Source organism: Serratia sp. HNCC26DJ206 (assembly GCF_057180605.1).
Genome location: NZ_JBXUGP010000050.1, coordinates 1 through 18,973 on the forward strand (window position 1 = coordinate 1; position 18,973 = coordinate 18,973).

Sequence of the window (18,973 nt, forward strand, 5' to 3'; positions counted from 1 at the left end):
GTAATTCTCCCGTGGCACGAGAATCGTCCAATGCTTTTTTGTGCGTGCGTATGAAATAGAATTCAACGAGCATAATACCCACAATCGGTGGGAACAAGATCCCCATCAACTCCAGGAAGCCGATGAATTGGTCTAGAATCCCCAGAATTGACAATGTAGTGCCAATAACACCAATAGCCAATGTGGTGACAATATAGTTGAGCCTAATGCCAAAAAGGCATTCAACCGCATTTGCCAAGCCAAGGGAGGAAGAATAAAGGTTGAGATCGTTAACACGCAGCGTTGAGAAAATCACAATCAATAAGCCGACCCCACCTGCTGCGGTGGACATGATAGTGACCACATCAGAAGAACCGATGGCCCTGGCAAGCGCAATCGCTAATCCGTTAACGATAAACTCACCAGCAATAATGGTGATGAGCGACACGCCCAACACTTGCTTTTTATTACTGAGGTAGCGCGTGATATCCGGTGTTGTCAAAGCCGCCAGAGTATAGGAGCCAATAATAATCGTGATGGCTGTACTGATGCTGATAACCTCACCACTGGGCTTGGTTAGTATTAACGCCGAAAAGTCATGGCCTGAAATAGTGAGAAATGAAATATAACAAATGGCTGCGATAAAGAGAGGGATGGCAAACTTGGCGATAAACCGCAGGGCTTTGAACCCGATGGCTACCAGAATAGTCAATATAATGCCTGCGATGGCGGCGGAAGCCTTAAACCCCAGATGCCCTCCCAGAGCAAAATCCAGTGATTTGCCAAATATTGCCGTTTGAATGCCAAACCAGCCCATTAAACTGACGGCAATGACGATACCGATCAGCGCGGAGCCAATACGGCCAAAACCGCACCATCTCGCCAGCAAGCTGCATGACATACCCTCTTGCATACCGGCCACGCCCATTCCATAGGTCAAAACGCCGCATACTATACTGGCGATCAGAATCGCAGTATAAGCATCAAGAATTGACATGCCATGCCCTAATGCCGCACCGAGCATGAACTGATCCAGCGCGGTCAACATGCCCGCATGGACCAGAGCGACACCAATGAAAGGCAACCGCTTATTGTGTGGAACACGTTTTAAAGCGAATTCGTCTCTACCTTCAGACACAATTTTATCCTTAAATGAACTTAATGCCTTTCACAATAAAATCTTCGGGTATATAGCAATCCAGCCCAATGACCAAGGCGTACTCAATGAATTGATGCAGACCTGATACTTTTGCTTTGCGATATATAGTATAAATATGCCGCTCAACCGTTCTCACATTAATATTTAACGTTCTGGATATTTCTTTGGCTGAGTATCGTTGAATCAAAAAGAAGATAACTTTAAGTTCAGTGGGAGAAAAGGAGTCCGTAGGCGCTAATGAACTTACAAACCGGGATTTTTCATTTTTGAAATAATTCATCGGGGTCAGTAATTTGAATGGCCGCGAAGACCAGAGCGTCCCTACCACTTTATCCCCGAGAAAGATGGGATATTTGTCACCAATATAGGGGGAAAGATAAGAATGACCATACCAGTAACTGGTTTCTATGACAGGCACATGCATTTTCTTTTGAATGACCATGATGTCCTGCGTTGTGTACGCATCGGCCAACTCGCTCCAATCAACGGGAACCTCTTCGTCGAGCCTGCCTGTGATGTCATACCCTTTGGGGATGTTTGCATACTTGATCGCGGCGTCATTCATGTAAACGTTGACAGAGTCTACGTCTTTAATCCCCCACGGGATGCTCGACATCTCTAGATAGGGTATTAGCTCTTCCAGGCTTTTTTTAATATGATAGAACACAGGCCATCCCTCCTTGTGACTTCTTTGGCATCATATATTAGCTATTTTAAACTTTCAAGCTGGAATGATTGGATGTCTATACGTAATAAATACGTATATACAAACATAATTTCTCAAGTAGAATCGGGAATTGGCTGACACTAGGGAAATAATTTGTTAGTCAAAGACCCAGCAATCAAAATCCGAAAATAATATAATTATAATTACAACATTATGACAGCACGTTTTTTTTCAAAAAAACGTAATACTCTACTCGTTATATCCCAAAAGTAAAAAATCAAAATCCCGCCACTCCAGGCGGGATTATTTACTTCTATAAATTCTGATGCATAAATTTTTGACACGTTACTGCCCAAGGCGGTCGGAAACGCGAAGCTGGGGGCCACTGCGTATGATCTTTATACTGATGGTGTCCACGTAAGGCCTTCTAAAGAAATTGCGGGATTTTCACCCGCGAGCAAAGCCCCCATAACCACAGCGCTACCGGCGGCCAGCGTAAAACCCAGGCTCCCCTGGCCAAGGCTCATCCATAGATTTTGATAACCCAGTCCACGCATTTAAAATATATGCTCTACAACGGGTGGGCGGTGGTGCTCGCCAATATCATTCTCTTCGCCGTGTTGTTCCAGATCCTGGTGTAAAAAGCGGTATAGGTGATAGCGGCCTGAGTGATTTCATGCCGCTAGGCCAACCCATAAGACTTAGGCTGCTTTATTGCTGTTTTCTGTCACTCATAATTAATCACAAATGTCGCATCCGCATTCGCAATGCCCGGCTGTGGATCGTTGGCAATGGCGATATAGTTGGCATAAAAGACCATTGTTGCATCGCCATTTGCATCGGTCGCCATTTCCAGGCTTGCCTGATCGAGCGGCAGTCGGATGCGGTTGCTGTCACGCAATTCCAAAGCAATATGGGTTGCGCTGCTGCTGCCATTCAGCGCCAACAGCTCACGGTTACTGGTGGAAGCGGTGCCTGAAAAGGTGATCGACGCTTTACCACTCCCCGGGCAGCCCATCAGTGACAGGGAAAACGGGATCTCACGCGACGTGTCCCCCGCATTGCGGATCTGCTTGGTTGCCCAGGTACCCATATTGACGGTTTTATCTACATCACCCGGTGCTGCAATACAGGTTCTGTCCACAATATTACCGGTCAGCTGTATGTTGATCTCACCCAACGCGGTATCGGCACGTGCGCCACCCACCAGCAGGTATGCGGCCAGCGTCAGCAGGCCGAGTTTTTGCATACTTTGCATAGCGTTATCCTTAGTCATAGTCCACACGCAGGTAGCCGCGCGCAGTAAAAGGCCCAGTCTGAGGCTTGACGCCCGTTACGCTCACAGGTACGGCGGTGATAGTCACGTTGGCTTTGGCCGCATCATCCAGTTGGAAACCGAGCTTGCTGGTCGCATCATTGGGGATAAACACCGGGCCACTGCCGGTACCGCTTGACACCTTGAAGCCAAGATCGGGGTTATCCGAAACCATGATGTCGCCGGCGTTTTTTTCGGCTTCCAACCGCAAGGTGAGATAGGCCTGGGCGTCAACGTTGGTGCATTTGATCGCCACAGATTTTGTCTGCGGCGTGACCCTTGCCGGGCTATTACCCGCCCCCGCCTGGCTGAACAGTGTCGAGGCTATATCACCAAAATCAAACTGCACTATCTGCCCAACGTTGAGCTCGCAGGTTTGTGGCACATTAATCTTGCCGCTGTAACTGATGGTATAAACCGGGGTGATCAGTGGATCCGCATTGGTGGTCGTCACATAGACGGTAAACAAGGTCTTTCTGGGGATTGTCACCATATTGATAAACGGCTTGGTGACCCTCAGTCTGAAGACCAGTCCACCGTCCAAAACATCGAAAGTCTGATTGATCGGAACGCGGATGTCCGCCCCCATTTGGAAGTAATTCGTCGGGGGATAGAACACTTGGTCACCGTTGTTACCATGATCGGTGATTTGCATTGCGCCTTGCAGGTAATCATTAAGCTGCAAGTACTTATAGTTATCGATGGTTGCCACTACGGGTAAATCAGTGACATAGCTGCGCATGGTGGTTTCGCCTGTGGTTCCCGGTGGACAGATAGCCCTGACACCGACCAGACCGCTATATCCGTTTAAATTGACAACCTGACCGACCCGATTATTGGATGCGCTAAAAGCATTCGATAAATCATAAGGGAGATCTTTAACGCCACCGACCGGGGCGCACACCTTGGCATAGGCCGGGGCGCCTGCCACTAGCAGCACCACCCCGGCGAAATACATTTTCATATTCATTCTGCTCTTCCTGGCTTGTCGGTTAATGACAAGTAACGGTTGCGGCCATGACAGCCTGCTTCAGGTTTTCTTTAGGCAGCGAGTAAGACGCGTTACATTGCGAGCCTGCATCCTTGCCCCATGAGATCAGCAACTTGCCTTGCAGCGGCAATCCGCTCATATAGAGCTGCCCATCCTCACCCACCATACTGGTCGTTCCGCTGGTTTCCTCACGCACCACCGCGCCAAAAGGCACCAGATTATTGCCACGCTTCACGGTGAAGAGTGCACGAACGCCAATACGCGGGTCGAACGTTGCCCGGACCAGCGCACCTTCGGTAGGCACCACGCTGGCAACGTTGTCAGTCATATCGGTGTGTTCGTCCATCGAGTTGGTGTCCAGCGCGATACGGTTATAGCGATAGTTGGAGGCATAAGGGACTACCGCGTAACCCCGCCAGTCGGTCTTCACGCCGGTCTGGTTTTCCACTCTCACGCCAGCAGCGCCAGGAGCTTTGATCAACACGTTGGTATCGCCCAACGGCTGGCTGAAGGTCACGCCATCGGCATGCCCTACTACCCCACCGGCGACCTGCCAGTTCAGATCGTGCTGGCCTCTGCCATAGCTATAACCGAGGCCAAGGGTATTGTAGGTGCCCTGCCAGTTGAGGTTGGCATTGCCCCCGGTCGTGCTGCCGCTGTTCTGCGTCACACTGTAAGCCAGGTTACGCCCTTCCAGTAAGGTGCCGCTCAAACCGGTCCGCCAGGTATTTTTCCCATCGGAATCATGGCTGGTTGCGACAGTGGCATAGGCCCGGTCCAGAACAGAGTCCGTCGAATAACTGCGGCCAAACAGCACACTGAACGGTACTGACACGTTGAGCGACATGATGCGGTTGTTCGCGTTGGTATCCAGCGTTTTGTTCCAGGAGAAGCCGAGGGCATAATTGATCCCACGCCAACCGCTGGAATACCCGAGTTGATACAGGATGTTGGTTCGGTTGGTACCCCAGTAAGTCTGCTGGGTGCCAGACAGATACAGAGAACCATACTCGCCCAACGACTGGGTGATGTTGGCCTGGAAATTCTGCTTCTTGTTGTAACGCAGGTTGTAATAGGTGGCAACGATCGGTATTTTGCCGTAGTTACCGTCAATCTCCAGCTGATTATCGTACCCTTCCAGTTGCTTATAGGCGACATCACTCAGCGTGTGGAAGCCCTGGGTGGAATAGCGATACCCCAGCACGCGGAAGTTGGTACCGTATTCATTGAGAGATTTGGCATACAGGAAACGTATCGACTGCCCGTCATAGTTGCTGTCATCCGCCAGCTTGCTGTGCGCATGGGTGGCATCAAACGAGATAGCTCCCCAACTGCCCAGATTTTTGCCGACCCCGATGGCCGCAGAGGCGTAGCGTTCCGCAATCTGCCCACCGCCGTACAGGGTATAGCCGTTCGGCAACCCGCCAATCAAGGTCACCTGGGAGAACGCCGGCTCGGACTGTTGATTATTACCGCTACGGAACTTCCCTACCACCAAGTCATATTTGAAACGACCTTCGCGCAGCAGCATCGGCACGGTAGAGTAAGGCACCGTAAACACCTGATTGTTGCCGTCTCTTTCCGCAACGGTGACTTCAAGGTCACCACTGGAGATACGCGCGTTCATGTCGTCAATCACAAACGGCCCCGGCGGCACGAAGTTTTGATAGATGACAAACCCATTCTGGCGGATGGTGATTTTGGCATTACTTCTGGCAATCCCACGCACCGTGGGGGCAAACCCCTGCAAGGCATCCGGGTACATGCTATCGGTAGAATACAGCCGCGCCCCCCGGAACCCCGTGCTGTCAAACAGGTTATTCTCGGTATTACTGTCCCCCATCACCAGGGTGCTTTTCAGCGGAATAATGGCACGCTGAACAGAGGTACCGATGGATGTCCAGCGGTTGTAAGTATTGCCATCGGCCCCCGTGCTGTGGCTCCACGAACTGTTGTTACGCAGACGCCAGGCGCCTGCATTGGCACCACTCTGCAGGTTCAGGTAATAGCTGTCTCCGCTCGAGCCACGGTTGCCGGACGCGTTATAGTTCAGCAAGACGGCAGGGATCCCTTCGTCCCACTCTTCCGGTGGAATATAGCCACGCACCGTGTTAAGCAGTGAAGCCTGCGGTATGTTGATGCTTAGGCGTTGGCGCGCAAAATCAAACGTGACTTCTGAACCGGTGACCTCTTTCAGCAGATCCACACAGGCTTCAGGCTTGAGTTTGCTCCAGTCAGGATGGGCGGCAATATTCACACCGATGCGTTTCAACCAACGCTGATCTATACAGGGTACGAGCCCGCCAGCCGCAGGATTGACACTCGCTCCACGGGGGGCGGCAATGAAGTTCATATCCTGGGTAGCTATCAGCTCCTCGTTGACAATAATATCAACGCGGTAGGTACCAGGGACCTGGTCGGTGCCTTTTTCAAAACGCGAAAGGTCCGAGACTTTAGCCACGTCATCAGATAAAAATCCCGTATTGAAATAGCTCTCAGCTGAACTCATGCCGGAATAAAGAATGGCCATAAGCGCTGCGGCCAACGAGCTAAAATGGGGCATCTTGCCCTTTGCTTCAAAAATGTCACGTCTAACTGACCTTTTCATCATTGCCTCTATAATCTTCCGCTGACAAAGAGTTCTCTTTATTGCGTGACACCATTCTGTAGCGGTGTCAGTGAGCCGTAATCATTGACGGCCTGGAACGAAATGCTGCCTGAAGCACCGGCTGGAACCACCGCCTGCGCACTGTCCATTGGCGGGACCATAGTGTTAGCCAGCTTCTTGCCACCGACAGTCAGGTTGACCATAGAGATGTAATACGGTGATGGGTTAGTGATATTCAGCGTTCCGCCAGACAGCTTAAACCGCACGTGTTTAAGCGCTTCTTCCGGCTGAATAGGCAGGCTTTCCGGGCGAACAAACAGCTTGATACGCGACAGGATCGCCAACTGAAGGACGTTCTTCCCTTCGATACTTTGTTTATCCACCGAGGGGATAGATTTTACGTTCAACCAGAAAACCGTCTCGCGGTCATTCGGCAAAGGCGGCCCGGCGTAAATAATACGTAACGTGTTTTCACTCTTCGGTTCACTGACAAACAGTGGAGGAGTGACGACAAAGGTTTTTTCCTTCTCACCGTTGATGTTTTCAACCCAGGCGTTAACCAAATAACGGTTTTTTGCATCCGAGTTATTCAACGCTATCGAGGTCTGCTTGGCCAAGGCGGGGTAAATGACGCGCGTTGCGCCCAAGGCGATGCCACCGGTTCCTTTGGCACTGAAGGCTGTCATAGGCAGCACCATAGCTAAAGACATGGCGATAGCTATCGTACATTTAAAAATCTTATTCATAACGATGGTTACCCTTGTATTTTCCATTAAAACAATAAAGAAATAAATCGACGTACATCCACCGTCAGAGAGGGTATTTACAAATTTGACCATTCTGAAAAAGCAATGAAAAGTGAGAAGACCAGAGGCGTTTAAAATTGTTCACGACTGCTTATGCAATCTATTAAAACAGTCATCTCTGCGGGTGTATAATTACGCCCCCCGTCATCGTTAATTCTCTGAGAATGAACAACAATGCTTAATACGTCCTTATTTCGTCATTGTCTTGTCAGTATTAAAGAAACAGCCTCATCCATGAGGCTATAATCATCCGTGAATAGCTAGCAGTCAGTGATTAGTTGTACTGCATGATGAAGGTCGCGTCAGCATTCGCCTGACCCGCGGTAGTTGTAGCTGCCGTTGCTTTATAACGCGCGACGAATGGCAGGGTGTTGGTACCGTTGATCAGCGTCTGTGCTGCAGAGAAGCTTGTACCGTTTGGCGTCAGAGCAGTAGAAGTGCGGTCCAGAATTTCAATACCTACGCCAGTTGCAGTGGTGGTGTTGGTTGAAGAAGCAACCGCCAACAGATTTGGGTTGCCAGCAGTAGCAGCACCAGAGAACGCAACGGAAGCGTTAGTTGAAACTTTGGTATCACAGTCGTTCAGAACGATGTTAAACGGGGTATTAGCAGAAACGTCACCAACAGCAGTGAAAGCTGCGGTACGGTACTGGCCCAGTTTAACGATCTGGTCAGCAGATTCGGTGCTTACTGCGCAAGCTGCGTTTACCAGTGAACCCTGGAAGTGAACTACGCCACCAGGTACGGTAACTGGAGCAGCGAAAGCGGCACTGCTTGCCAGAACGATGGTAGCAACCAGAGAAGAAGCGATTGTATTGAGTTTCATTAAAACATCCTTAAATTAACGATAGTTAAGATAATTAACCAGTCGATCCCTGACCGGAACTATCAAATCCTTGTAAGTCTTATATAGATTTTCCCTCAGGAAAAACCATATAAGCCGGTAATAACCATGCATCCTTGAATGATTATTTATAAACACTAAAATAAATATAAACACAGTAAACACGCTGACTTAATCTATACGTTTAATAATTTTAGTTGCATTAAGGCGGCAAGTTTGAGTGCCCATTAGCATATCGATGTCACTAGGCGAACTAACGCAGGCAACTTGAAATATGACGGGTATAGATGGTGCTCCGCTGCGTTATCGCATCGGTCTGTTCGACAGTGTATTTTTCACGATCTGGCAGTAATAGGTTTAAACGTTTTCTTAGCCTCACTAAAGGGTAAATAGCTCACTTATTAGATAACAATAAAATCAGTGCGCAACAATGTCGGCAGCCCAATGCAGGCCACTGAATATTTTTCACATGGAAGTATTAACATACAACATCACAAATAGTCTTCTGCTCGGCCACGGCTTAGTTTAACAGGATTGGATAACACTGTTACCGTAGGTGTGACATTATTGTTAAATATCTATATCCATACTCGGTTAAACCGCACCATTTATTACGGCATGTTTATCAGGCAATAATAACATACGATGAGCTTAATCTTATTGTCTGGGTAGTCATTGCTTGTTAACTTGGAACAAATATTACCTGCGATGACTTCTTAGTGTCAATGTTGTCAAATTCTTACTAATTTAATGTAATTACATTATTATTCAAAGGGATGCATTTTTTTCTTTTAAATCACATAAGGCTATTCTTACTATTCTTAAGATTTATTACCCACAGTTAAGTTCTGATTTTTTATCACCTATTAATCTTTTATATTAAAAAAAATAAATTAACATGGCATTATTGTCTGATAAATTAAAATTTAATGGAATTATTAATCATTTATTCGGTAAAAGGAGGAGGTGAAAACCAGAGATGTAAAAAACACGCCAAGGAAATAATCCATTGTTTATATTGAAATTTGATGGCCCAGGCAACTGTCAGGGCCGACTGTCAATGGATCAGACAGCGTCTTTACTTTTACCCAGAAAGTAAGTGAACGGCATTACAACCTACGCTGGGCTTTGGCATTGCATAAAAGACTGGCGCGGCCACCCTCGCTGGGGATCCAGGCTCTCACATGTTGACAGGAACGACCCCGTTCTGGCTCCAGTTTGTAACATGTCAAAAAACGAACATGGCTCTTTTTCAACGACTACACTTGTAAAATTGATTTGATTGCATCTGATCTCTTGATGTTGCGTTGCTTACAACAGCGTTCTCCCTTCGATCCCACTAACGGACTTTGTATGAAGATTGAAATTCTTAAACAGGCGGTTATGGATTCGCGAGATGGCATCACCATCTCTGACAATGTCATCGACGATAATCCTTTGATTTTTGTCAATCCGGCTTTTGAGAGGATGACCGGCTACTCCTTCGAAGAAATTACCAACATCAACTGTCGATACCTGCAAAATAACGATCGGGAACAGCCAGAACTGGAGATTGTGCGCAACGCCGTTAAAAAAGGTGAGTACTGCCTTGTAACCTTGCGAAACTACCGCAAGGATGGAACTATGTTTTGGAATGAGTTAAGCATATCGCCAATTCATGATGAGAGCGGGGCTGTAACCAATTTTATCGGGATCCAAAAAGACGTAACATCAAGAATGATAATACAGCAACAGCTTCGCGATGAGCATCGCTCCCTCGAGGAAATGAAAATACACTTCGAGCAACTTTCCATAAAGGATGGACTCACCGGAATTTATAATCGTCGCTTTTTTGATACGCAGTTCGACATTCAATGTAAAATTGCCAGCCGTAATGGTGACTCATTGACTCTCGCCATGATTGATGTCGATGACTTCAAATCCTTCAATGATATTTATGGGCATCCGGCTGGTGATGAAGCGCTAATACGTGTCGCTGATTGCTTGAGTAAATCCTTTAAGCGGGGTTCTGATTTTGTAGCCAGATATGGCGGCGAAGAATTTGTCATGCTCTCCAACGGCATGACGAAAGACCAGGCAACGCTGTATGTGCAGACGCTATGTCAACTCGTGCGAGATTTGAGAATACCGCACTCCGCCTCCAGCACAGGATACTTGACTATAAGCATCGGTTTTTCAGTTCATACATTTGGCCGACTGCCCCCATCTAACGTACTACTGACACATGCCGATAAAGCTCTCTACGTAGCTAAAGCCCGGGGCAAAGATCAGTTTTTCAGTCTTTAGGTTCTGTACAAAAATCTGTGGGGCATGGGGATGAACTGTGGATCCCCGGCATATTGCAAACGCTAGTGGGGGTTTTACGCTCACCAGTAGCTATTGTGGAATGGGATGGCAATTCAGGTTATGCACTCTCGTTGAGGGCTGTTTCCATTGACACCAGAGGATGCAACCAAGTTTGTGCCGGCCCCCTTCCCCCTTCAGGCTCCTCAAGAGGTCAGTTGTTTGTAACCGAACGGCGAACTCGTATTGTTAACAAAACTCAACTGCCACATGCTGCCCTCATTCAATACAACGAACCGGAGATCAAATACCGCCGTGGTGGAGTTGACGCCTGCCGTCCCGGAGCCGCATGTACGGGAATGAAGTGTTGCCGGAAGGCAGCGAACCGTTGACCCAACCACTGGGGAATGACCGCCAGCGTTGCCCCGCCCACTGACCGTGCAACTGTTTACGCCCAGGGAATATCAGGTTACAACGGCCTGTTATCGCTCGTTCGGTTGCAGTAATGGCTGAATGACACTTTTCCCTTTCATATAGGGGAAGCCGCTAAAGTATTCGTTCACCTAATTGGGGGCTATAGGGAGCCTGAATGGTTGATTTTTAAGCTGATATCATTTAGTTTCGCAAAAGCTTGCTTGTTCATCGAGTATGCTTGCAATCTGAGTTCACCGACTTAAAACTCTCCAAGAGGACTGGGGAGGTTCAATTCGGAACGCTTATTTAGGATGATGTATCCAATAAGTAGAACATGTATTTTTTGATGAATTTCCATGAGAATAACAGGTAAGGGAGATACCAATGAAGATGGAAAGCGAAGGGCATAGTGTCAGGGAGACCATGCAACAACGCCTGATCGATATCGCTGCCAATACTGCTCTGGTGCTGGAGACGAACAATCTACGTGCAGCCAAAAACGTAGACCAAATTGTGACAAGTCTCAAACGACTGATCGTCCGCTTAACTAAGCAGAGTCTTTCCCCCCAGTTGCTCGCTCAATGGATTATCACTCATGATGGCCTTGACCAGGCGACGCAGCAAGTGCTGTGCGAGATTGCGGGTCGGAGGCTGGACTTCGTTGAGATTGACCCTCGTACCGGCTACTACGCTGCAAAAAATATCGGCTTTGATCATGTGGATAAAATACGCTGCCAGTACGTGGCTTTTGCCGATGCCGATTGCCTGCCTTGTGTCGACTGGTTGGAGCAATTGCTGTCGCCCTTTGCTGAAGTGGATGCACCGGTCGCGGTCGCCGGACGCACGAGTTATGCGCCAGGCATCACCGGCAGCGCGCTGACGTCTATCGATTTTATGTACTTCCCCAGCCCGTTACATAAAAACGGCACACGTAATTTTTATGCGAACAATGTTGCTTTTCGTTACGACACTTTTGAACAACAACGCTACGAACCTCTTGACGGTGTATATCGTGCTCATTGCCAGGTTATGGGGCTACGCCTGCAGGCCGCAGGCATCTCAGTTATCTATACGCCGCGTGCACACACGGTACACCGTGTGCCTGACACGCTGGGTGAAGTGGTCAAACTACGTTGGTTGCGAGGGGGGGACAGCGTAGATCTTACGCCGTACCTAGTGCGTGCCTATATGCCAGCCTGGTTGCAATGGCTTGGCCGCAGTGGTCCGATTGGGCCATTGTGCGTGATGCTCTCACGTCTGGGCTACAGCCTGGGTGCGCTTAACCATCAGGACTTGCCTCCGGTACGTGGGCTAAAGTTACTGACTGCAATAACCCTCGTGATCGCAGTGTCGCTGCTCGATACTGCAGGGGCCGTGGTCCGTGGTTGTGGTTTATCCATCGGACGTGCCAGTGCTCTCCACAACGAAGCACTGTCTTATCATCGCAACCTGGATTGACTCAGGATTATCGTGTCTTAACTCACCCTGGAATTCAGAATGCCTTCTCATTCAACGACCTTATTCGCCTGCTTAATGACGTGCCTGATTCTGAGTGGTCAGAGCCAGGCTGCACCTTCTGAGTTCAGTGGTCGCGGCGTGTATCACTTCTCTTCTGTCGGCGACTGCGCAACTGTCGACAGCAACTGTCATCGCATTGCCCTTGATGTAGCGGATGCCCATGCCAGCGTCGATACTCAAACTCACTCCATCGTAATAGATGCTGATACCAGCCATAACAGTACGTTGTTCGGCGATGTATTGCTTCACGGCAGCGGCCTCACCACAGAGGGGCAACGTGTGCCCCTCAGCTTGCAAGTGTTATTGCGTCAAACAGGGAAAAACTGGAAAACTGATACCTACGTTCACGCTCCGGTACGGGGTCAGTTCAGTAACATTGAACTCGAACCCTACCAGATAAGCGTTCGTAACGGTGCTAGCGAACAGGTGCTGTTAACCGCCAATCAGGCACGCGAGACACTCGCGCATCCCTCTTTGGCCGCACGTCTGGCCAGCTATTTTGTAGTAGTACACCCCAGTAATGCAAAAGATCCGGCCGCTGATGACATTACTATCGGCATTGGTGCGGGCCTGCTAACAAAGCCACTATTACGTGCCAGCTTCATCGTCGATCCATCCAGTTCGGCCAGCCTAAAACCATTGATAGCGAGTGGTACCTGGAACCTTAGGTTACAGGCACTGAGCAGTCTGATCCCCGAGTGGGCCATTCAGCACCAGCTATTGTTGTTTGGTCTGGAAGACAGTCCCCTGCTCAGTGATGTGCGCAAGCGTGGCATGAACAAGCACGATATTCTGGAGCTGGGAGCCGATAAGGGTAAAGGCTATCTGCGTTATAACGGCGTTGAAGAGAGTTTTCCCACTGCGACGACAGCAGGTGCAGCCTTTATGCGCGAAAGTTTTATTGGCCTCATTCTTACCTGGCAGCGCCGTCCGCAGGAGACACAATGAACGGAAGCGAACAAAACACCCGCGAACCGGACTTCAGCTGCCTGGCAGCACCGAGACCAGAAGGGCTGAAGGCGTTACAAGCAAACCTTGTGGACCGTATCAAACGAGCGGCTGTGACCCGTTTACATCAGAGTCCACGTGGGGAACGCATGTTATTGCGGATATATCTGATCGGTGAAGATGCGACCGAACGCGCACTGATGGATGAGTTAATGCCACAATCTCCCCCCTGGCTTGAACGCTCGGTAACACAGCATCTGGCTGATGAGCAACGGCATGTAAAACTGTTTACTGAAGCCTTGCAGGCGTTCGGGGAAAAGAACACAACTGAGCTGAAACCTGACTGGCTCAGTCGCCAGAAAATCAGCTACTGGCAACGTCTGGCCCGTCAATATGCGGTACATTTCCAGTATGGCCTACTGGTGCCAGCCTATGCTACAGGGCTTTGCGCCGAGCAGATGGCCGAACGAGTATTGGGCCGCCATTGCGATGTCATCGGTATTGAACACCCACTGTATCCACTTTTGTCAGGCGTCCTGGCCGACGAGAAAGCCCACGTACGCTTGTGTGAGACGACACTGCGCCGCATTGTGGCACCGCATGAGCTGCCGCAGTTGGTACGTTTGCTAAAAGAAATCCGCCGGGTAGAATCAAGTTTCGGCATAACCGGTGCGCTAGTCATGTACGTCGCGAGTTGGATACTGGGCGGGCTGCGACATTCGGGTAGCTACGCCCGATGAGTCTACACATTATCTATCTCGCTACTGCTGATGCACGCGGCCACCTGATGCGCGCCCAATTACTCGTACATGCCCTGCGTAATGCCGGAGCCCGGATAACAGTACTGACAACCTCCGAGCAAGGACGGTACTTTTTACAGCAGTTTGGTATTGAGGCACAGATTTTGTCAGAGCATTATGCCGTGCAATTTGACAACAGGCAGAACATGTTGCGTAAAGCGACCAACCGCAATGTCGCGAATTACCTGCTCCATCCTGGCCGCATGCTGCGTGATATCTGGCAACTGCAGCGCCAGTTCAGGGAGGCAGATATGGTGATTAACGACTCTTTTCACCCGGCGCTCATTTTTATGGGGATGTTGCCCGTATGGCGGCGCAAGGTCGTGCATATTTACGGCACAAGCCTCAAAGTTGCCCTGATCAACAATTTCGAGGGCATGTGGTCACGCCCATTCGCTCGCTTGTTTGGCTGGATTGTCGGTCGCCAGCTCGATGCAGCTCTAGCCTGCATTGAGCATGATTTTGCCTGCGAGATCGACGATGCCCACGCCCCTTCGCTGTATCGACTGCCGACGCCAGTCGCGCTGGCAATCTCTCCATCTTCCCAAATAAAGGATGGCGCAGCGGTATATCTGAATCCGCATTTCAGTGATCCCGCTTTGGCTGATGCATTAGCAGTAGGACTTGCTGATGCCCTTCTTAGTGCACACTTGGTTGGAGAAGGCTATGCGGGACTCGGCGATTGGCTTGCTATCGATCGGCACTGGGCTAGCCGTGCAGCCTGCGCGCAACTGATAGTGTCGGCACCGGGCATGGCTGCTCTGTCACTCGCGCTTGTTTATCAAAAGCCAATTATTCTGGTTCTTTGCGATCAACCTGAACAGATGGCAAACGCAACACGAGCCACCGAGTTGCAATTGCTTCACCGGATAGTCATCTGGCGCGGTGACGCCGCTGATTTTCAGCGTCAGGTGACCGAAGCGGCGAAGCAACTTTGCACAACCCCTATGACGGACACCGATGGCTCAACAGGGCGCGAACGCGCTCAGGCTCGAATTGACGCTTGGGTTAACCGCCTGCTTGCCCTGAAAGCTCACAATATATGTCGATAAATCAACAAATCCCAGTGCCTGACTATCGCCAGGCACTGGCTGGATTATTGGGTCTGCTGGCAGGTTTGGTGCTATTCATCACCCTGGAGCATGTCACTGTGCCACGCTATAACTGGGTTACTTCACTGGATAAGCAGATCCCTTTTATTGCTCAATCCTGGTGGCCATATGTGCTGTTTTTCCCCTTTGTGTTGCTGGCAGCGGCTTACGCTAGCGCGGATCGATTCAGGGCCTTCAGAAACGCGACTGGGATTGCCTTCTGTGTTGCACTACTCTGCTTCTGGCTGTTTCCCGAGTTCATACCCAGACCCGATACTGGCTTGATCGACAATGCTTTTCTACAGCAACGTTTGAGACGCCTTTGGCAGTTTGACCTCGCGTCTAACGGTTGCCCCAGCCTGCATGTCACCGTGACCTGTCTGGCATGCCGAGCGCTTTGGGATCGTCGCTACCGATGGCTGACAGGTTGCAGCGGATTGCTGATTTGTTTGTCAACCCTGACCCTTAAACAGCACACAGTGATCGATGTTATCGGCGGCCTTCTTCTGGCGCTGATCTGCACTTTGCTCACACAACGACAAGGAAGTCATATCCATGCCCCCGTTTAACTCACGTGCTGGCAATAATCCTGCACTTAATGCCTTTGCGCCAGACCGCGAGTTATTTGTGCTCAAACCATGGATCGCCATTCTGGCACTGCTCGCCGACTGGGGCTTGATTACTATGGCGTTTGCCTGCGCTATTCTTTGGCCACACCCCATAATCTACCTGATGGCAGCCCTGATCATTGCTCGCAGCCAGTTAGCACTGGCAGTCATTATGCATGACAGCGCACATGGACTTCTGACCACCGGACAGCGACTGAATGATTTTCTCGGGCAGTTGTGCGCCGCCGGGCCATTGTTCATTTCACTGCAAACCTATCGTGCGGGGCATCTGAAACATCATCAGCACCCGATGCAACATGACGATCCGGTTGCAGCAGTATTCGGTCTGGCCGATTTCCCGTTACCCCGGAGCAAACTGGCTACACGGCTGCTGGCAGATTTGTGCGGAGTAGGTTATTTCATCAGTATTTTCAGGTTTGCTCGCGGTGATTATCGTACAAGCATGCCCAAGATCGATAAATCGGCACGACTGAAGGTCTGGGAGGTGTTCTCCATGTTGATCAGCAATGCTTTTTTATTCGGCTTGCTAAACTGGTTTGGCCATCCGCTGTTATATCCCGGGCTGTGGTTACTGCCTGCGATAACGTTGCTGCCCTTCATGGGGAGGATCAGAGCTATCATGGAGCACGCCGGGTTGCCAGCTTGTGATGACCAAAGCCAGAATGCGCGTACTATTGTGCGTGCTAACTGGGAGACATTTTTTTTCGGCCCTCATGCCATTCATTACCACATTGAGCACCACCTCTACGTGCGTATGCCCTTCTACCATTTACGTCGGGTACATCAGCAACTGGCTTCCAGGAAGTTACTGCCAGGCAAGAATATCTACAAGGGCTATATTGCTGTGTTGCGTGATGTCAGTTATCCGGCTTCTGAAACACCAGCATAGTGCCTGTCAACGCGACTGGTTTGAAAACCACTATGGGTGTATTGATCCCCTGAACTGGTGTTACAGGGGGCGTTGTATGTATTATCTGTATTAGCTCAGACTTGAGCTGGCATTGTCACAGTATAGAGCTTAACCAACATCTGACAGGCAGCTCTGTGCCAGAAGCGTACTGTTAGCATAATGATGAAATAATTACCTCGTAGTTGATCATCCGCCTTTACACAGCCCTTTCAGCAATGCCCGCGTCGCACCAGAAGATTTCCCGGATGGTGAACAAACCAGACCAAATTCACGGTGTATAGAAGGTGTCAACGGCACCACGCAAAGGCCTCGCAATTCAACTGGTAGGGCAGATTCAGGTACTAGCGCCACCCCCATGCCTTCACGCACCAACATGCAGGCACTGACCCAGTCTCGTACTTTTACGCGCACATCTGAGAGGTGCAAGCCTGCCTGTTCCATAAGACTTTTTCCATTAACGACACATCCGCCTGTCGCGAGAATAAAGGGTTGGCCTGCCAGTTCCTCTAGCGTTATGCCATACGCACTTACATTCCGTCCCAGCAGATGACGGGATGGCATTACCGCTACCCATGCATCCTGCCCTAATACAATGTCTGCTCGTCCCGGTAGGGGGTTCATTACCACTCCCAGCTCAACAATGTCTGCTGCAAGCCATTCCTCGACTTCCTCGTCTGTACCTTCCAGTACCACCACTTCTATGCCCGGATGCAGACGCTTAAAGTCGCGCAGCAGTCCAGGCAACAATGTGGACGTCACTGAGGGAAAACTGGCAAGGCGAATGCGTCCGCCATTTAAACCGCGGCTCTCATCAGCCAGCGCACGGATCGCGTTCAGCCGCGCAAGCATTCTCCTTGCCTGTTCGACAACCTGCTCTCCCAGCGCGGTGACGCCGATGTGTCGACGCTCACGCGTGAATACCGGGAACCCAAGTGAAGCCTCTAACTGGGCGATAGCCTGACTGGCACCGGATTGAGTCATTCCCACCTCTTCAGCGGCGCGTGAGATATTGCTTGCATCAGCAACGGCTACCAGTAAGCGCCAGTGCAAAAGATTCATCATGAGTATCAGTAGCTCAGCTAATAGTTAATTTATGGATCATTAATTTTACAGCACGAGACACGTTAAGCACAGTGTGTTCAGGAACGCCCAGCACATTGTTAAACAGCTTTTCAATTTTATCGGAGAGACAATGAAACTTTATTACGCCCCGGACACCTGTTCGCTTTCACCACACATCGTTCTGCGCGAACTCGGGCTTGAATTTGAACTGGTCAAAGTGGACAACAGGAGCAAGCTCACCGCTGACGGACGCGACTTCCGCACCATTAACCCTAAAGGCTATGTCGCTGCACTTGAACTGGACAATGGTCAGATACTCACCGAAGGTCCGGCCATTGTGCAATACCTCGCCGACTTGAAGCCGGAAAGTGGGCTGGCACCGCGAGCAGACAGTTGGGCGCGTGTGCGTCTGCAGGAATGGTTAAACTTTATCACCAGTGAAATACACGCAGGCTCCGCACTGCTGTTCAACCCCACACTGCCTGAAGACGTCAGAACGATTTTCCGTGAAAAGCTATTCCGGCGGTTCGATTTTCTGCAGGATACGCTTAATGAACAAGTCTATCTGACGGGCCCGTCCTTCAGCGTTGCTGATGCTTACCTTTTCACGGTGCTGGGTTGGTGTAAATTCTTTTCCATCGAACTGAATCGCTGGCCTGTGCTAACGGCATATATGGCAAATATCAATGCGCGTCCTGCCGTGCAGGCTGCTTTACTTGCAGAAGCATCTCAATAAGCTCTATAAGGCTTATGAAGGACGCAAATGTCTGATAAATGGACAGCCAAAGGTCCGCATCGCTCAAAGCCGACCGTCAGATAAGATTGTGTTTTATCCGCGGTAACTGTCAGATCAAGTCGCGACTAATACACGTTAATCTTATTTACCCGGATAAGCTGCGGAGGATAACGCTGAGCCTCTGCCAAATCTGGCAAGTCCTCACTCCAGTTC

16 protein-coding genes and 2 pseudogenes are annotated in these 18,973 nt (G+C 49.8%); 9 read left to right on the forward strand and 9 right to left on the reverse strand.

Annotated elements, in window-relative coordinates:
* The 3 genes and pseudogenes from AC2A1E_RS22520 to AC2A1E_RS22530 form a co-directional block, all read right to left on the reverse strand.
* On the reverse strand, positions 1–1,117 hold a 1,117-nt coding region (locus AC2A1E_RS22520), incomplete at its 3' end, for a purine-cytosine permease family protein (RefSeq protein WP_484385593.1).
* 10 nt (positions 1,118–1,127) lie between these two features.
* Complete coding sequence (locus tag AC2A1E_RS22525) at positions 1,128–1,805, reverse strand: helix-turn-helix transcriptional regulator (protein ID WP_484385594.1); 678 nt, start codon at positions 1,803–1,805, stop codon at positions 1,128–1,130.
* A 398-nt stretch (positions 1,806–2,203) separates the two neighbouring features.
* Positions 2,204–2,350, reverse strand: a pseudogene (locus AC2A1E_RS22530) (amino acid dehydrogenase); the annotation flags it as partial.
* Here AC2A1E_RS22530 and AC2A1E_RS22535 point away from each other — a divergent pair.
* Positions 2,345–2,446: pseudogene (locus AC2A1E_RS22535) on the forward strand (hypothetical protein); the annotation flags it as partial. The pseudogenes AC2A1E_RS22530 and AC2A1E_RS22535 overlap by 6 nt on opposite strands.
* 86 nt (positions 2,447–2,532) lie before the next feature.
* Here AC2A1E_RS22535 and sfmF read toward each other — a convergent pair.
* From sfmF to fimA, 5 genes are all read right to left on the reverse strand, one after another.
* Positions 2,533–3,054 carry a fimbria assembly protein gene (gene sfmF, locus AC2A1E_RS22540; RefSeq protein WP_484385605.1) on the reverse strand — a complete coding sequence of 174 codons (522 nt, stop codon included), beginning with the start codon at positions 3,052–3,054 and terminating at the stop codon, positions 2,533–2,535.
* Between the two features lie 19 nt (positions 3,055–3,073).
* Positions 3,074–4,084: a type 1 fimbria D-mannose specific adhesin FimH gene (fimH, locus tag AC2A1E_RS22545; RefSeq protein ID WP_484385606.1), complete on the reverse strand. Its 1,011-nt coding sequence runs from the start codon at positions 4,082–4,084 to the stop codon at positions 3,074–3,076.
* A gap of 28 nt (positions 4,085–4,112) precedes the next feature.
* Entirely contained in the window at positions 4,113–6,719 is a 2,607-nt protein-coding gene (locus AC2A1E_RS22550; protein WP_484385607.1) for a fimbrial biogenesis usher protein, read from the reverse strand.
* A 38-nt stretch (positions 6,720–6,757) separates the two neighbouring features.
* Positions 6,758–7,465: a type 1 fimbria chaperone FimC gene (fimC, locus tag AC2A1E_RS22555; RefSeq protein WP_484385595.1), complete on the reverse strand. Its 708-nt coding sequence runs from the start codon at positions 7,463–7,465 to the stop codon at positions 6,758–6,760.
* 334 nt (positions 7,466–7,799) lie between these two features.
* Positions 7,800–8,351, reverse strand: coding sequence for a type 1 fimbrial major subunit FimA (fimA, locus tag AC2A1E_RS22560; protein ID WP_473190361.1), 552 nt, complete (start codon positions 8,349–8,351; stop codon positions 7,800–7,802).
* A 1,371-nt stretch (positions 8,352–9,722) separates the two neighbouring features.
* On the opposite strand from fimA, the gene AC2A1E_RS22565 reads away from it, so the two are divergent.
* The 7 genes from AC2A1E_RS22565 to AC2A1E_RS22595 all read left to right on the forward strand — a co-directional run bounded on the left by AC2A1E_RS22565 (position 9,723) and on the right by AC2A1E_RS22595 (position 16,941).
* On the forward strand, positions 9,723–10,655 hold the full coding sequence (locus tag AC2A1E_RS22565; RefSeq protein WP_484385596.1) for a GGDEF domain-containing protein: 933 nt from the start codon (positions 9,723–9,725) through the stop codon (positions 10,653–10,655).
* 795 nt (positions 10,656–11,450) lie between these two features.
* Positions 11,451–12,524 (forward strand): glycosyltransferase family 2 protein, encoded by a 1,074-nt coding sequence (locus AC2A1E_RS22570; RefSeq protein WP_484385597.1) that lies wholly within the window; start codon positions 11,451–11,453, stop codon positions 12,522–12,524.
* A gap of 39 nt (positions 12,525–12,563) precedes the next feature.
* Complete coding sequence (locus tag AC2A1E_RS22575) at positions 12,564–13,532, forward strand: hypothetical protein (protein ID WP_484385598.1); 969 nt, start codon at positions 12,564–12,566, stop codon at positions 13,530–13,532.
* Positions 13,529–14,272, forward strand: a complete 744-nt coding sequence (locus tag AC2A1E_RS22580) for a hypothetical protein (RefSeq protein WP_484385599.1) — start codon at positions 13,529–13,531, stop codon at positions 14,270–14,272. Before AC2A1E_RS22575 ends, AC2A1E_RS22580 begins: the two co-directional genes overlap by 4 nt.
* Positions 14,269–15,384, forward strand: coding sequence for a glycosyltransferase family protein (locus AC2A1E_RS22585; protein WP_484385600.1), 1,116 nt, complete (start codon positions 14,269–14,271; stop codon positions 15,382–15,384). Before AC2A1E_RS22580 ends, AC2A1E_RS22585 begins: the two co-directional genes overlap by 4 nt.
* Entirely contained in the window at positions 15,375–15,992 is a 618-nt protein-coding gene (locus AC2A1E_RS22590; protein WP_484385601.1) for a phosphatase PAP2 family protein, read from the forward strand. The genes AC2A1E_RS22585 and AC2A1E_RS22590 overlap by 10 nt, the downstream gene beginning before the upstream one ends.
* Entirely contained in the window at positions 15,979–16,941 is a 963-nt protein-coding gene (locus tag AC2A1E_RS22595) for a fatty acid desaturase family protein (protein WP_484385602.1), read from the forward strand. The genes AC2A1E_RS22590 and AC2A1E_RS22595 overlap by 14 nt, the downstream gene beginning before the upstream one ends.
* 207 nt (positions 16,942–17,148) lie before the next feature.
* Here the strand turns inward: AC2A1E_RS22595 and AC2A1E_RS22600 are convergent, their stop codons facing one another.
* A complete protein-coding gene (locus tag AC2A1E_RS22600) occupies positions 17,149–18,024 on the reverse strand; it encodes a LysR family transcriptional regulator (protein ID WP_484385603.1) in 876 nt (291 codons plus the stop codon).
* A gap of 130 nt (positions 18,025–18,154) precedes the next feature.
* Here AC2A1E_RS22600 and gstA point away from each other — a divergent pair, with 130 nt between their 5' ends.
* Positions 18,155–18,760, forward strand: coding sequence for a glutathione transferase GstA (gene gstA / locus AC2A1E_RS22605; RefSeq protein WP_484385604.1), 606 nt, complete (start codon positions 18,155–18,157; stop codon positions 18,758–18,760).
* Positions 18,761–18,973 lie beyond the last annotated feature (213 nt).

Coding starts and splice junctions, on each gene's coding strand:
- AC2A1E_RS22570 (WP_484385597.1), top strand. CDS start 11,451: ATGAAGATGGAAAGCGAAGGGCATAGTGTCAGGGAGACCATGCAACAA.
- AC2A1E_RS22595 (WP_484385602.1), top strand. CDS start 15,979: ATGCCCCCGTTTAACTCACGTGCTGGCAATAATCCTGCACTTAATGCC.
- AC2A1E_RS22580 (WP_484385599.1), top strand. CDS start 13,529: ATGAACGGAAGCGAACAAAACACCCGCGAACCGGACTTCAGCTGCCTG.
- fimH (WP_484385606.1), bottom strand. CDS start 4,084: ATGAAAATGTATTTCGCCGGGGTGGTGCTGCTAGTGGCAGGCGCCCCG.
- fimA (WP_473190361.1), bottom strand. CDS start 8,351: ATGAAACTCAATACAATCGCTTCTTCTCTGGTTGCTACCATCGTTCTG.
- AC2A1E_RS22550 (WP_484385607.1), bottom strand. CDS start 6,719: ATGAAAAGGTCAGTTAGACGTGACATTTTTGAAGCAAAGGGCAAGATG.
- AC2A1E_RS22585 (WP_484385600.1), top strand. CDS start 14,269: ATGAGTCTACACATTATCTATCTCGCTACTGCTGATGCACGCGGCCAC.
- AC2A1E_RS22565 (WP_484385596.1), top strand. CDS start 9,723: ATGAAGATTGAAATTCTTAAACAGGCGGTTATGGATTCGCGAGATGGC.
- fimC (WP_484385595.1), bottom strand. CDS start 7,465: ATGAATAAGATTTTTAAATGTACGATAGCTATCGCCATGTCTTTAGCT.
- AC2A1E_RS22600 (WP_484385603.1), bottom strand. CDS start 18,024: ATGATGAATCTTTTGCACTGGCGCTTACTGGTAGCCGTTGCTGATGCA.
- AC2A1E_RS22575 (WP_484385598.1), top strand. CDS start 12,564: ATGCCTTCTCATTCAACGACCTTATTCGCCTGCTTAATGACGTGCCTG.
- gstA (WP_484385604.1), top strand. CDS start 18,155: ATGAAACTTTATTACGCCCCGGACACCTGTTCGCTTTCACCACACATC.
- sfmF (WP_484385605.1), bottom strand. CDS start 3,054: ATGCAAAAACTCGGCCTGCTGACGCTGGCCGCATACCTGCTGGTGGGT.
- AC2A1E_RS22590 (WP_484385601.1), top strand. CDS start 15,375: ATGTCGATAAATCAACAAATCCCAGTGCCTGACTATCGCCAGGCACTG.